This is a genomic window from Selenomonas sp. KH1T6 (assembly GCF_900108415.1).
Lineage (GTDB): Bacteria > Bacillota > Negativicutes > Selenomonadales > Selenomonadaceae > Selenomonas_B > Selenomonas_B ruminantium_A.
The window spans coordinates 305,483-319,561 of the sequence record NZ_FNWN01000001.1 but is presented as its reverse complement, the minus strand read 5'-3'; the positions used below and the strand labels follow the sequence as shown (position 1 = coordinate 319,561).

Annotated in this window: 13 protein-coding genes, 1 pseudogene and 1 riboswitch; all 14 genes and pseudogenes read left to right on the top strand. The window is 46.0% G+C overall.

From position 1 onward, the window contains the following. Nucleotides 1-275: pseudogene (locus BLW59_RS17630) on the top strand (transposase); the annotation flags it as partial. Nucleotides 276-479: 204 nt separating this feature from the next. Further along, the gene (locus tag BLW59_RS17625) at nt 480-623 is read left to right on the top strand and encodes a hypothetical protein (protein WP_175463326.1); all 144 of its coding nucleotides are present in this window, start codon (nt 480-482) and stop codon (nt 621-623) included. Between the two features lie 237 nt (nt 624-860). Next, complete coding sequence (locus BLW59_RS01495; RefSeq protein WP_074695518.1) at nt 861-1,787, top strand: hypothetical protein; 927 nt, start codon at nt 861-863, stop codon at nt 1,785-1,787. Between the two features lie 62 nt (nt 1,788-1,849). Continuing rightward, entirely contained in the window at nt 1,850-2,914 is a 1,065-nt protein-coding gene (locus BLW59_RS01490) for an AAA family ATPase (protein WP_074695516.1), read from the top strand. 12 nt (nt 2,915-2,926) lie between these two features. Then, complete coding sequence (locus BLW59_RS01485) at nt 2,927-4,843, top strand: DUF2201 family putative metallopeptidase (RefSeq protein WP_081348320.1); 1,917 nt, start codon at nt 2,927-2,929, stop codon at nt 4,841-4,843. A gap of 371 nt (nt 4,844-5,214) precedes the next feature. Further along, entirely contained in the window at nt 5,215-5,919 is a 705-nt protein-coding gene (locus tag BLW59_RS01480) for a hypothetical protein (RefSeq protein ID WP_074695514.1), read from the top strand. Nucleotides 5,920-6,125: 206 nt separating this feature from the next. Continuing rightward, on the top strand, nt 6,126-7,100 hold the full coding sequence (locus BLW59_RS01475; RefSeq protein ID WP_074695512.1) for a cell division protein FtsZ: 975 nt from the start codon (nt 6,126-6,128) through the stop codon (nt 7,098-7,100). Nucleotides 7,101-7,125: 25 nt separating this feature from the next. Next, the gene (locus BLW59_RS01470) at nt 7,126-8,487 is read left to right on the top strand and encodes a DUF2779 domain-containing protein (RefSeq protein WP_175463325.1); all 1,362 of its coding nucleotides are present in this window, start codon (nt 7,126-7,128) and stop codon (nt 8,485-8,487) included. A 66-nt stretch (nt 8,488-8,553) separates the two neighbouring features. Next, the gene (locus tag BLW59_RS01465) at nt 8,554-9,567 is read left to right on the top strand and encodes a helix-turn-helix transcriptional regulator (RefSeq protein ID WP_074695510.1); all 1,014 of its coding nucleotides are present in this window, start codon (nt 8,554-8,556) and stop codon (nt 9,565-9,567) included. Nucleotides 9,568-9,723: 156 nt separating this feature from the next. Further along, nucleotides 9,724-10,920: a hypothetical protein gene (locus tag BLW59_RS01460; protein WP_074695508.1), complete on the top strand. Its 1,197-nt coding sequence runs from the start codon at nt 9,724-9,726 to the stop codon at nt 10,918-10,920. Nucleotides 10,921-11,383: 463 nt separating this feature from the next. Next, nucleotides 11,384-12,058: a DUF6557 family protein gene (locus BLW59_RS01455; RefSeq protein ID WP_139283493.1), complete on the top strand. Its 675-nt coding sequence runs from the start codon at nt 11,384-11,386 to the stop codon at nt 12,056-12,058. Continuing rightward, nucleotides 12,054-12,323, top strand: coding sequence for a type II toxin-antitoxin system death-on-curing family toxin (locus BLW59_RS01450; RefSeq protein ID WP_074695504.1), 270 nt, complete (start codon nt 12,054-12,056; stop codon nt 12,321-12,323). The genes BLW59_RS01455 and BLW59_RS01450 overlap by 5 nt, the downstream gene beginning before the upstream one ends. A gap of 115 nt (nt 12,324-12,438) precedes the next feature. Then, nucleotides 12,439-12,543, top strand: a riboswitch (TPP riboswitch). Nucleotides 12,544-12,620: 77 nt separating this feature from the next. Beyond that, the gene (thiM, locus tag BLW59_RS01445; protein WP_029544292.1) at nt 12,621-13,448 is read left to right on the top strand and encodes a hydroxyethylthiazole kinase; all 828 of its coding nucleotides are present in this window, start codon (nt 12,621-12,623) and stop codon (nt 13,446-13,448) included. Continuing rightward, nucleotides 13,435-14,076, top strand: a complete 642-nt coding sequence (thiE, locus tag BLW59_RS01440; protein WP_074695502.1) for a thiamine phosphate synthase — start codon at nt 13,435-13,437, stop codon at nt 14,074-14,076. The genes thiM and thiE overlap by 14 nt, the downstream gene beginning before the upstream one ends. Nucleotides 14,077-14,079: the final 3 nt, after the last annotated feature.

Here is a 14,079-nt window from a genome sequence, read left to right as displayed (position 1 = left end):
CACATGTATCCGTTGTATTTGCAAGGTATATGATGTTGTCACTAGAGCAGCGCCGGAATGTCGATAAACGGAGCATAGGTGAGCTATTCTATCTCGCTTATGACGAATTGCAGGATCTGCGTTATCTCGATGCCTTGGTGTTGCTCTTGAAAGAACTTATTGCTACGGTAAAGGGAAAGACGTTTTTTATGGAAAAGGAACTGGACATGATGCTCGATTTGTTCTTGGAAAATCTGCCGAATTTATGGAACAAGTGTTTGAAAAGCTGTGCATGAGGCAGACTTTCTAGGAGTCATGGCTCTACACCGCACATAGGTGCTGGCCTGTTTCTCTTGTGCGAAGTTTGAGTTATTAAGATAAGATGCTTAAGTCCTTGTCGCTAATACCAAACATATTTCTATCTGCACGTCAAGAAATCCTTGAACGTGCAGATTTTTTTATTTCGGAAGCCTATCCACAAAATAGACGGGCAGTTGGGCATGGATAATGCTCAAATCCTGGCGGTGGCTTGTCCATTTCTTCGTTATGTCCATCATGGCAAGGTAGAGCATTTTCAGCAGTCTGTTATCTTTGGGGAATACGGACTGGGACTTTGTCGTCTTGCGAAGCTGGTGTATTATTGACAATCTGACCTTCGTTGCTTACCCTTCCTTATTTCCAGAGGAAACCACCTGCCCTTCAAGACTAGGAGCAAAATTTTATAGTTTGATGAATAAAATTTTTCTATGTACAATTTTTTAGACATGCCTACCCCTATAATGTAGATATAGAGGTAGACCAGGTACCATTTAGATAAGAAATATAACTGAAATAGTATATTATTCTCTAATTTACATAAGATTTTGAAGGAGAGACATCACATGATTGTAAAAATTGGATATTGGGCCGAAGAACGACGCGCTATTAAGGTTTGGAAGGAATATGTGCCAAAAATTAGTAACGATAATAAAGAATCAAAAATGGAGTCTATTAAATTAGATGATGAGCGTGTGGATGAACTCTTGAGTGATATCATAAATGCATTAGCTGGCGACTATGAAGGATGGATTAAAGGAGGATTGGGAGGGAAATATAGCAACATAAACACCTATCCTTGGGGGCAACCAAGCGGTATTTCTGATACGTTGTGGGCATCTTGCCTTAATGAAATGACACTGAAAGAGGTCTTGGACTATATCAAGAAGTGGTGTGTGATATCGTTGAATCAATATCCACGTGGTCACAACAAACACGTGATTCTCATCACTGATAAATGGGATGAGAATATCTTCTCTCATTATTCGGATGAATTCCGTAATCTTGCTATGCGTGAAGATTTTTGGTTTATTATAATTTTTAAAACACGTAATGCATGGCTGGAAATTCCATTTTTGTCTAGGTCGTTTTATAAACTCACCCGTCATGCGCCGGATGATTTCTATAAAGCAGATGATTATACAGAGAATGATCAGTTGAATAATATCTTTAAAGATGGCCGAGTATACTCTGTTACGAGACTACCTGTTGATTTTTTCTTTGAGGGTATAGCACATTTTAGAACACTTCCAGGTGGTAAATCGTCTATTTGCTTATTTCTTGAAAACAACAAATATTGTATAATATGTGGAACATGCTATTTTCTGGGAGAAGAACACGCCGTTTTGGCTATTGGAATTAGGGATGATGAGAGAAAGATTTATTCAGCATTGGAAGCAGGATATGCTCCTATTTATTGTAAAAATGGTTTATCTGCAATGTCCTTAGTTAGGGTAGCAAAGCTGAATCCTAAAATCCTGCCTATACCTTAATATGTTAAGAATCTCTGTTAAGGACATAAGATAGCTACCGAACACTTTCAAGGAGGAAAGCCATGAACCTACCCTTTACCCTGACCCAGACCGAACTTTTTGAACTACTGTTGAACCTAGCACCTACCCGGCCCGTCTTTATCTGGGGGGCGCCGGGAATTGGCAAGTCTGCGCTGGTGCAGAAGTTTGCCGATGAGGTGGGAATGCCTTGCGTGTCGCTGTTGGGCAGCCAGCTGGCCCCGGAGGACATCATCGGCATTCCCCAGATCCGGGGCAATACCTCCGAGTTCCTGCCACCCAAGATGATAGCCCGCACCGAGCCTTATGTGCTTTTCCTGGATGAGCTGAATGCCTGTTCCCAGGAGGTACAGAAGGCTTTTTATAGCCTTATCCATGAGCGCAGGGTGGGGGAGTATCATCTGCCTGAGGGCAGTGTGGTCATCGGCGCGGGAAACCGCACCCAGGATGGGGCTATCGTGAAGACCATGTCTTCAGCCCTCATCAACCGCATGTTCCATGTGCAGCTGGTGGCCAATGCCAGGGAATGGCTGAATTGGGCCTATGAAAATGAGCTTCACCCCTGGGTTATTGACTACATCACCCAGCGGCCTGACCATCTTTTCTCCGAGCCTCCCAAGACAGAGGAACCTTACTCCACGCCCCGTTCCTGGCACATGCTTTCCGATGCGCTGAAAGAATACCATGTGGGAGAGGACGGCCAGGACGTTTCTATAGCTACCTTGCGGGTACTGGCTTATGGTTGTCTTACCCCCGGTCATGCGGGAATGTTCCTGGCTTTCACCAAGAATGCAGGCAACAAGCATCTGCTGAATGAAATCATCAAGGGGGATAAGAACTGGCCCGCTAGTCCTGAGGACAGGGATGTGCTCTATTTCGTAGCTCAGTCCTTCCGGGCGAGACTTCTTCATGACCTGCCCCGGGAAAAGCAGAAGTTGAACCAGGAGGCTCAGTACCTCACCCATCGGGCCGAAGCCATGCTCAAACAGCTGGCCCAGATCAATTACGAACTGGCCCAGATGGTGGTTTCGGCTGATGAGGGCAAGACCTTGCCGGAGTGGTTCATGATTGAGATTGTCAGGGATATGCCCCGGCTTGTGACTGATTGAGGGGAGGCCGTCATGAAAGGCAAGAGGTCAAACAAGCTATCCCCACAGGAAAAAGCCATTCGCGAGGGTATAGCCATCATCAAGAGTGCCAGTATCTTTGGCAGCTTTTGGGAACGTGCCAGCTTTGATGTGGAACTTCGTTCCTTTGATAAATGTACTGCCGCCATAGTCAGCTACGGCAGGGGCAAATCCTCCTACTATTCTTGGCGTTATTCCAACCCTTGGCATGGCCGTATCTATCTGAACAAAAATCTCCTGCTGCCTCCCGGCGAATGGGCCTATGCCATGGCTCATGCCATCATGCATCTGGCTTTCGGCCATTTTGATGCTGAACATATGCCGGGCTATGAAGAGTTTGCTGCAGACGGCTCCAGGACATGGAGGGCCTCCTGCGACATCCGGCTTTGGAATGAGGCATGTGATATCTATGTCACCAAATTTCTGGCAGACATCAAATTCGGCAGTCCACTGCGCTATGTTTCTCTGGACGCTTACCACGGCCCTTTGGCAGACGAAATTCGTATTTACAACTACCTGTTGGAAAATGAACATCCTCCCGGCGAATACCGCTTCGGAACTGCTTCCCGTAATGTGATGGATATGCAGGGACTGGAAAAGCCTGCAGTATATGAGCAAGCAAAGAATGCCGCTGGCAATGTAGAGGAGAACCCTTACAGCAAAGCCTTTGCCCGCACTTTGGCCGAAGCTGTGACCAGCGCCGTAGGGGAGGCAGGTGGCATTACCCTCACTGACAAAAATGAGGAAACACCTGCCAGAAAAGCTGCCGCCTGGTTCATAAACCACTATCCCCTGCTGGGAGGGCTGGCTTCAGGTTTCAAGATTGTGGAGGACAATCGTTTCTGCATCAGGAATGAAATATCCGAAGCTGCCGTTAATGTAGAAGTGGCGGAAATCTACGTGAATCCCGCTGCGGGGCTTTCGGATGAGGAACTGAAATTCGTTCTGGCCCATGAATACCTCCATGCGGGGCTGGGGCACTACCACCGCTGTCAGGGACGGAATCCTTATCTTTGGAATGTGGCCTGTGACTTTGTAATCAATGGCTGGCTGATAGAAATGCAGGTGGGGCAGTTTCCTGCCTCCGGGGGACTTTACGATGAGAACCTGAAAGGCAAGTCTGCCGAGGAAATCTACGATGAGATAGTGAAAGAACTGCGCAGGTACAGTAAACTCCCCACCTTCCGTGGCTATGGCAAAGGGGATATGATGGGAGGCAGCCGCAGGTTTGGCGCGGCTGCTTCTCTGGATGATTTTTTCCGCAGCGCTTTGCAGCAGGGGCTGGAGTACCATACAGAGGGAGGCCGGGGATATGTTCCTGCCGGACTGATTGAAGAAATCAGATCTCTTGCCATGCCGCCCATTCCCTGGAATGTGGAACTGGGCCGTTGGTTTGACCTCCACTTCGCGCCACTAGAGCGGCGGCGCACCTATGCCCGTCCCAGCCGCAGGCAGGGCAGTACCCCGGAAATTCCCCGGCCCCGCTATGTCCTGGGGGAATTTCCCGAGTACAGCCGCACTTTTGGCGTGGTCCTGGATACATCCGGCTCCATGAGCGCCCGCCTCATCGGCTACGCCCTGGGAGCCATTGCCAGCTATGCCGCTGCCAAGGAGGTGCCCTTTGCCAGAGTAGTATTCTGTGATGCCGAGGCCTATGATGCTGGTTACCTGGCCCCGGAAGATATTGCCGGAAGGGTGGAAGTCAAGGGTCGGGGCGGCACCATCCTGCAGCCAGGAATCAATCTCCTGCAGAATGCTAAGGATTTTCCAAAAGATGCTCCCATTCTCATCATTACAGACGGATATGTAGAGTCGAACCTCACTGGCAAAAAGGAGCATGCCTTCCTTATCCCCAGAGGAAATCACCTGCCCTTCAAGGCCAGGGGCAAAATTTTTTATTTTGATGAATAAAATTTTGCTATGTGCAATTTTTTAGACATATCTACCCCTATAATGGAGATAGAAAGGGCAACATCTGAAAATTACAAGGGGACTGCAAACAATAATATTATTTGTTTGTCTCGTGCTGAAATTTTAGATTTTATATTTAGGTATAGAAAGATAATGCCAGTAGAAGTGACAAAGATTCCATAATCGTGAACATGTAAAGTTTTCCGATGAATATTGTAGAAATGTAAAGGATGCAGCGATACAGAAAAATGCATTTAATAGTATATCGCCAATGCGAGGCTGTCCCCAAAATTATACATTCCTTTTGCTAAGATAATAATATAATTTCTTTTTAGCCGTATCATTAAATTTTTCATCAAAGGAGCACAGATATGAAATTCATCGACAGTGGCGAGTATATTCGCTTGGACAAAGGACAAAAGATTTCTCAGCCCCAAAAACTTCCCGTTTTCCCTTTACAGACAGTCATCATCATTCACGGAGAACCCTATGACTTTATCTTTGGCACGGAAGGCCTGTGTCAGGAACGTATTACCGTCCCATGGACAGTCTGGACTGATGTTTGGAACAGCAGCACCAATAGCTTTCTGGATAAGTATCTTATGACCTGGTTCCCGGAAAAGAACACCTGCCCTAAAGAACGGGCAGTGGAGAAGTGGCGCTGGAAGGGCGTGACGGAGGTGTTCTCTCTCCAGGAATTCGGTTGTTGCTTGAAGGATGTATTCCTACATGCGGGTTATGACAGGTCTGTATACACGGACTTTCTGCGGGTGAAGCCGAAGGAGGTCTGCCGGGAACCTTTGGTCATGCATTATGAAAACATCATGTGCAACTGCCTAGAATATCTGAATGGCAAGTTCCTATTGGGACATGGTAGACACAATAATATCCTCACAAAATATGATGCTGTCATAGAAATCACCGTTGCCAATGGTCGTCTGAGTGCCGTGCAGGATGTGACTGAACTGGTGAAAAACTTCAAAAGCTGGCTTGTAGCCAACCAAGGAGCTACGGAAGAAAGCATACAGCGAAGTTTTCCTGAAATAGCTGCAGAACACAGTTTTTGGTATAAGTGATGGATATATAGAATCGAGCCTCACTATTAAAAGGGAGCATGCCTTCCTTATACCCAGAGGAAATCACCTGCCCTTCAAAGCCAGGGGCAAAATTTTTTATTTTGATGAATAAAATTTTGCTATGTGCAATTTTTTAGACATACCTCCCCCTATAATGGAGATATAGAAGCAGACCAAACATCATTTAGATAATCGGGGGTAGAGTCATGGGCAGAATCATGGACAGAAAGGCAGAAATTCAGTCACCTGAGATCAGAGTGAAAATCATCGGCGCCGGCGGCGGGGGAATCAGTGCTTTGGAAAGGCTGGTGGAGGATAGTGTCACCAATCTTGAACTGATAGCCATCGACACAGCTGCCAGATCCCTGCGCGATGCTCAGAAATACGGGGCCAGGACCATCCAGATAGGCAAGGCTGTCACCAATGATTATGGCACCGGAGGCAATTCGGAACTGGGGGAGCGGGCAGCCAGGGAAGACAGCGAAGCCATCAGGGAGGCCCTGCGGGAAACGGACATCGTGTTCCTTACAGCAGGTCTGGGCGGGGGTGCAGGCACCGGGGCACTGCCTGTCATTGCGGAAATCATCAAGGAAATGGGCATTCTCTGTGTGGGCATAGTCACCCTGCCCTTCTCTTTTGAGGGAGGCAAGCGCCAGCGGACTGCCGCGGAAGGGCTGGCAAAAATCAAGGATAATCTGGATGCCCTCATCGTCATAGAAAATGACCGCCTCCTGACCCCAACTATTGTGAAGATGAGTATCGAGGCGGCTTTCCGCCAGGCGGACAGCGTTCTCCGTCAGGGTATCCAGCTGATTTTCGAGCTGATTTTGGACATTGGAGATATCAATACCGACTTTGCAGATATTCGCACCATGCTTCGCAGCAGCAACAAATCCGATGCCATTCTGGGCATTGGCGAAAGCGAAACCGGTTCTGTCATCGAAGCAGTGCAGAAAACCATCAACAGCCCCTTCTTTAACCGCAGCCTGAAAGGTGCTAAAGCCATTATCTTCAACGTGACAGCCGGTGAAAATCTGGAACTCATTGCCGTCCAGGAGGCCATGGATTACTTGCGCAAGCAGACACAGAACGAGGACACGGACATCTTCTTCGGTACTGTCATTGACAATGAAATGGGTGAGAAAGTCAGGACGATGCTGATTGCCTCTGATTTTGAGTGATGTTATGCATGTTGGAGGAAAGACTATGCTGCACTTATCAAAAACCAAATACATGAAGGGTGTCCAGTGCCCCAAAAGGCTGTGGCTGTCAGTGCACCAGCCCTGTATTCCTGTGGGGGCCGGGGGAGAATGCCAGACGGATGATGATGTATACGTCCTGGCAAGGAAAATCTTCGGTGCTTATAAACAAGTGTCTGTGGACACGGATGATTTTGCCAGGCTGGTGGAAGAAACGCGGCTGCTCATTCAGGACGGCCATACTGTGATTGTTGAGGGTGTGTTCAGCGGCCAGGACTTGTCCTGTAAGGTGGACTTAGTGAAGAATCTTGGCAATGACCAAGTGGAAATATACTGCATAAAGCGCAGCACGGGGGTAAAGCAGTCATATCTGGAAGAAATTGCTTTCCAGCGGTATGTTCTCACCCTGGCTGGTTATGAGGTGAAAAAGTCTGCCATTATCCATCTGCGCAGGTCTTATGTGCGGCATGGAGAGCTTGATCGGCAGGAGCTTTTTTACATTGCTGATGTAACAGAACAGACGGCGCTCAAGCACTTGAAAGTACGGGACAGGATTGCCATGTTGAATGAATATATGAAGCAGGAAGCTGAACCTGAAAAAGCCACAGGCCAGCATTGCTATAACCCATATACTTGCGAATACTGGAGTTGCTGCTCCGCTGGAGATATCCGGCCGCCAATGGAAATAAAAGAGAAGCTGGATCTGAAAAGTATCGGTTCCTTTCTGGATCAGCTTTCCTATCCCCTGTACTTTCTGGATTTTGAGACCATTTTTCCTGCTATCCCTATGTTTGATGATAGCCGTCCCTATATGCAGATTCCTTTCCAGTTCTCCCTGCACTGGCTGGATAGTGAACGGGGCGTTCCCCAGCATAGGGAATACCTGGCACCAGCTGACGGCAGCGACCCAAGGAATGAGCTGGCAAAGCAACTTTGCGCTGCCATTCCTGAGAATGTATGCACACTGGCCTACTTCGATAAATTCGAGCGAGGACGAATAAGGGAACTGGCTGAGCTGTTTCCCCAGTATGCTGACCATCTGATGAATATACATGACCACATGATTGATTTGTATAAGCCCTTCGGCTACAGATGGTATTGGACAAAGGAAATGAAGGGCTCTGCTTCGCTGAAGTTAGTGCTGCCAGCCCTTTTTCCAGATGATCCCAGCCTGGATTACAGCAAGCTTGAAGAGGTGCAGAACGGTGGTGATGCTTCTTCCTTATTTCTCCGTATGATAAAGGATAAAAACCTGACCGCAGAGGAAATCGACACCATGCGCACTCATTTGTTGGCCTATTGCAAACTGGATACCTGGGCCATGGTGAAGATATGGCAGAAACTTTTGGAAGTAACAGGCAGGATTTGAATCATTGTTGTCGAAAGAAAATACGGCTAGGCCGAACAAAGCTTTGAGAAACTAGAGGTGAGAAAAATGGCAGGCAACAAACGTATGCTGGGAATTTTTATTATTGATATTTTGAGCAGCTATGCCAGCAAGAAGAAACCTATGACACAAAGCGAAATAATTGACAAACTGGATAAAGATTATCAGGAAAGATGTACCCGCAGTACGCTGGCCACACACATTGGAATATTTCAGAGCCCAGAATTTCAAAATACTTTCGGTTGCACTGTCAAATGTGATAAACGCGGGGCAGGTTATTACCTTGAACGTGATATTAGCAATGGGGAGCTAAGGCTGCTCATAGACAGTGTGATGTCTATACGCTCCCTCTCCGATGCTGATGCCAGGAGTCTCATAAAAAAGCTTATTTTCAAGGGAAGCTCTGATTTTCGGGATAAGGCGAACAGCTATACATCATACGATATTGGTGGTCTGCCTTATTCTAATAACAATGAAACTCTTAAAAATATGTCCGTAATCAATGAAGCTATAATTAATAAAAAAAAGATTAGCTTCATTTACAATCAAATTGCACTGGATGCCAAGAATGAAATCATATTAGAACCCAAGCGCATGGAACGCTATCTGGTTAATCCATATCGGATGACGCTGTATGGCGGGCGACTGTATCTGATAGGAAACACAGAAGGACATGAGAATATATCTACCTATCGAGTGGACAAAATAACTGAAATCATGGAAGAAAAAGCCCACATCAAAGAATGGCGTAATATAGACAAAAACTATGATCCTCCCAAAACTATGGTTGAGAGCCTGCATATGTTTCCCTCTGATTCTGAAGATATTGAATTTTGGATAGATGATCATTGCCTGAAGGATGTGGTTGACTGGTTTGGTCGGAAAAATTTCAAAATATGGAGCCATAAGGACAAAAGATTGCTGATTCAGGTAAAGTGCAGCAAAACAGCCATGCAGTTTTGGGCACTGTCTTATGGAGAATACGTAGAAATAACAAAGCCGAAAGGATTAAGGGACGAAGTAAGAAAAGTAGCCCAGAAAATTTATCAAAACCACCAATAATGGGCAATACGGATGTGAAAAGGCATTTATCTGCATTGGATAGATGCCTTTTATTGATTAAAAGTATATAATGCCCAATTTTTTATACAAAGATTGTTTTATAATGAAAATATATAGGATTTGTCAAACAGTATCCAATGCGGAGGTGTGTTTACAATGAGCAAGAACTGGCCTTGCTGGTTCTACGAGATTACCAGGCAGAGAATGGTCAGAAGGGCAAAGAACATGATGAATCATCATGTCAAGACTAAGCTTGAAAAGAAGATTGCCGATGACTATCTGGACTATCTTTATACTTATATGCTCTACCATCTGGATAAAGAAGAACTGGCCGATATGTTGGGGTTCCATTATTATCAGGATACTTTGGATGATGTGAAGAACGGTGAGGCAAAATGGTTTTGGGACAGAGGAAATTATGGCATCAGCCTGATACAAAGCATGTACCACGAGCTATATGAAGATTATTCCTTCGACATAGAAACATTTGATGAGATTCGTTGGCATAAGTATTTGCAAGGCATATCTCCCACAGGCAACCCTGCAGAAAATCCTGTCATCATCAATGGTAGATGTGTGAAGCCGGTGGAATTTTGGCCCTGGCGGAACAAGTTGGCCTGGTTTTATCAGCGCCAGCAAGAAATGAAGGTAACGCAACTTGCTGAGGATAATAACATCAGGCAGCAGGAAATGTATAAGATTGCCTTCCTGGATGAAAACGCCCCTTCCTTTTGCACAGGTTCCACATGCTATCTTACTGATGATATAGATGAGTTCACTGAGAGATGGCTGAAACTGAAACCATCAGAAGACAGGAAAGATCGTTTTCTGATGGCTAAAGCGGGTGAACATATCAGCGAAACTTATGATTCGAAAGAGAGCATAGTTGAAAAATCATCATACAAAATATATGCAAGAAAGTCATTTCTGCTGGAAAATGTTTACTTCCGCAGTACAAACTTTTGGTGCGTTCAGACGTATTACCATGTAGATACTTGGGAACTGGAATTCTTTTGGTTGGCCAGCGGGGGGGCTTATAGGCGCATGGTATCTTACAAAGCTAATGGCGTTTGTATGATAAACATTTTCCCTTGGCGTTTAGAGGCAGTGAGTTCTTATGGAAATAAATTCTTTGAATGTCATACCCCTTATGACCCGTCGGTTTACTTTAGTTCTGATGCCGAATGGACTGATGCATCATTTGCAGATTTTGCGCAAAACAGTATTGCCACGATTTGCTATCAGCCACTAAGATGCTTCTCGACTGAGCAGGAGCTGCTGGAAGACTTGGATGATTTCAAACCTACCTTTGGTGTGCTTGATGTGATATTTGACGAGCTCGACGGTTTGTAAGCAAATCCAACAAGTTGATGTATCTATATGGGATATTTGGTAAGGTGAATTTGTGCTATGAAGCAAAAGATAAACAAACATCCTAAATATGGAGATCTTCCCAAGAAAACACGCTGTAATAATGGTTACAATCGTTCAAGGATAACTCAACACCGCTTGAAATGTGCTTTACAGAGAAATATAATACCCGGATGCAAATATTCCATAATTTGGTTTGACGAAGACAAAGACAGGTATATCTTATATGGTGCATCTATAAATGCAAAGCGTTATTGTAAATATCTAGCTAAAAGAATGCTTCGCCGCACAAGATTTGTTGGCAATTATGGAGGATATAGGAAAATTGGTTGCATATGGTGGTGGCTGAACTGAACATGATGAGTATAATGTTTTGAAGTTCAAGGTTTTGTTACGTGATAGAGGTATGTAAATAATTTTGATTCGAAGGCGTTATGATGAATTTATGAAAACTATAATGCAGATATTAAAATCAATAGATGGTAAAAAATTATTGTCAGCTTATATTAAAGTTGATAAGCCAATGATAAAAATAATGGAGTTAGAGGAAATAGACGGAGAGATATACAGCAATATAAAAAATGGATACAAGGTTGCTTGGCATGAATTTTACAAGGCTGTCCTTTCTTTGAAACCAACAACAAGAGAAATCGGTAAGAGAGGAATTATTATTGGTATTAAGACCGTTGACCATGCTATCTACCATGAGCTAGTTTTTGAGGATGAGGTTATACAGTACGGAGAAAAGGCCAAAGGATATGGTTATTCATTGGTGGATTGGGAGGAAGTCGTGGGTTACTGTGTGGCAGAAACAAGATATACTAGGAAGCATATATATGAAATCATGGCTCAAGTACTTCATAATATGTCCTTTTGGGGTTATACAAAGGAAAAAATTCAGAAGGAGAGAATGTATATTGATGAAGTAGTTGGAGGGGCTGATAATGATATTGAATCTTTATCAGCTGATACAACTGGTTGCTCAGGTTTTCCTACGGAAACAGATAAACATTATCATTCGATAGAGGAAAATAATTATATAATTGCAAGGTCAGCTTATGCTACATTCTTACGCGAAAAGGAAATCAATAACCTTATCAGTTTATTGAAAGTAGATTAGTGATAAAACTTTTGCTGGCGAAGACTTATATCCCGGCATTTGCTTAAAGGCCGCTCGGCTTTGTTTTGGTATTGCGACAAATCACGCTTTTGTGGATGGAAATAAGCGTGTGGCTGTCCATGCTATGGAAGTGTTTCTCTTGGCTAACGGGCTGAACCTGAAGAGTACAGACGACGAAATGGAGAATATCATTTTGGGTGTAGCAGCTGGAGAACTATCTTATAAAGATTTGGCTATATGGATAGAGAAATACATCAGTCGTTGACTTGCATCATGGAATCGGCGGTCACAATATAAGTCTCATAAAGGACGGTTGACGTTTAGGCGTCTATGTGATAGAATTTCCGCTGTAAGATAGATTTGTTATTACCTTGAGAAAATTGCATATACAAGGGAGCTCGCAGACGGGCTGAGAGGAAACTGTGCGTTTCGACCTTTGACCTGATTTGGATAATGCCAACGTAGGGAGGGAAAGCTGCAACGAATGTCCTGCATCAGGTTTCGCTGCAGCTTTTTTGTGTGTAATCTTCTTGAAGATGGAAGGAAACAGGAGGTAATCATCATGCTGGATTTTGAACTTATTCTTGCCAATGTACGCCAAAAAACACCCCTGATACACAACATCACCAACTATGTCACGGTCAATGACTGTGCCAATATCCTGTTGGCCTGTGGCGCTTCGCCTATCATGTCCGATGATGCGGATGAGGTGGAGGAAATCACCTCCATCTGTGGCGGCCTGAACATCAATATCGGTACCCTGAACAGGAACACCATTCCCTCCATGCTTTTGGCGGGTAAACGGGCCAATGAGCTGGGACATCCCGTGCTGCTGGACCCTGTAGGCGCAGGGGCTTCGAAATTGCGCACGGAGACTGCCTGCCAGCTCATAAGGGAGCTGAAACTGGCCGTCATACGCGGCAATGCCTCCGAGATAAAGACACTGGCCGTGGGCACGGGCAGTACCAAGGGGGTGGACGCCGACGAAAGAGACCAGGCTACGGCTGACAATTTGGAGCGCATCATTGCCGAAGCCAGGAAGCTGTCTGTCAGTACTGGTGCAGTGATTGCTATCACCGGTGCAACAGATATCATCGTGGATGGAAAGCAGGCCTGCCTGATTGCCAATGGTCACCCCTTGATGAGCAAGGTCACCGGCACAGGCTGCATGCTTTCCGCTTTGCTGGCGGCTTTTGTGACAGCCAATCAGGAACAGCCCTTTGAAGCCACCTGCGCCGCCGTCATTGCAATGGGGCTCTGCGGCGAAATTGCCCAGCGCCGTCTTTCTTCGCTGGATGGCAACAGCAGCTACCGCAATTACCTTATCGATGCGGTATACAATCTGACCGCAGATCAGCTGCAGGAAGGGGCAAAATATGAAATGCGCTAAGGAATGGCTTCCTCTCTATGCCGTCACTGACAGGAGCTGGCTGGCTGGCAGGACTCTTTATGAAGTGGCAGAAGCGGCCCTGAAGGGAGGCGTCACCTGCCTTCAGCTGAGGGAAAAAGAGCTGAACCATGAGAGTTTTCTGCGGGAGGCAGGTTCCCTCAAGGAACTTTGCGACAGGTATCAGGTGCCGCTGATCATCAATGATGAAGTGGAAATAGCCATAGAAAGCCAGTCTGCAGGTGTCCATATAGGGCAGCATGATGAACCTGCCGCTGAGGTGCGGCGGCGCCTGGGGCCGGATATGCTGCTGGGGGTCTCGGCCCAGACGGTGGAGCAGGCAGTCAAGGCAGAACGTGATGGCGCAGACTATCTGGGAGTGGGGGCGGTATTTCCCACCGGCACCAAGCTGGATGCGGAGGATGTGAGCTATGACACCCTGAAGGAAATCTGCGCGGCAGTTTCAATTCCTGTGGTGGCCATAGGCGGTATCAAGCGGGAAAATCTGGGCAAGCTGTCAGGCATCGGCATCCACGGGGCAGCCGTGGTGAGCGCCATCTTTGCCGCCCCTGAGGCAGAGGTGGCGGCCAGGGCGCTGCGCGCAGCGGTGCGGACAGAACTGGGGGTGTGATGC

Excerpts from the sequence above, each read along its gene's own strand:
- BLW59_RS17625 (WP_175463326.1), top strand. The coding sequence starts at position 480 with ATGGATAATGCTCAAATCCTGGCGGTGGCTTGTCCATTTCTTCGTTAT.
- BLW59_RS01495 (WP_074695518.1), top strand. The coding sequence starts at position 861 with ATGATTGTAAAAATTGGATATTGGGCCGAAGAACGACGCGCTATTAAG.
- BLW59_RS01490 (WP_074695516.1), top strand. The coding sequence starts at position 1,850 with ATGAACCTACCCTTTACCCTGACCCAGACCGAACTTTTTGAACTACTG.
- BLW59_RS01485 (WP_081348320.1), top strand. The coding sequence starts at position 2,927 with ATGAAAGGCAAGAGGTCAAACAAGCTATCCCCACAGGAAAAAGCCATT.
- BLW59_RS01480 (WP_074695514.1), top strand. The coding sequence starts at position 5,215 with ATGAAATTCATCGACAGTGGCGAGTATATTCGCTTGGACAAAGGACAA.
- BLW59_RS01475 (WP_074695512.1), top strand. The coding sequence starts at position 6,126 with ATGGGCAGAATCATGGACAGAAAGGCAGAAATTCAGTCACCTGAGATC.
- BLW59_RS01470 (WP_175463325.1), top strand. The coding sequence starts at position 7,126 with ATGCTGCACTTATCAAAAACCAAATACATGAAGGGTGTCCAGTGCCCC.
- BLW59_RS01465 (WP_074695510.1), top strand. The coding sequence starts at position 8,554 with ATGGCAGGCAACAAACGTATGCTGGGAATTTTTATTATTGATATTTTG.
- BLW59_RS01460 (WP_074695508.1), top strand. The coding sequence starts at position 9,724 with ATGAGCAAGAACTGGCCTTGCTGGTTCTACGAGATTACCAGGCAGAGA.
- BLW59_RS01455 (WP_139283493.1), top strand. The coding sequence starts at position 11,384 with ATGAAAACTATAATGCAGATATTAAAATCAATAGATGGTAAAAAATTA.
- thiM (WP_029544292.1), top strand. The coding sequence starts at position 12,621 with ATGCTGGATTTTGAACTTATTCTTGCCAATGTACGCCAAAAAACACCC.
- thiE (WP_074695502.1), top strand. The coding sequence starts at position 13,435 with ATGAAATGCGCTAAGGAATGGCTTCCTCTCTATGCCGTCACTGACAGG.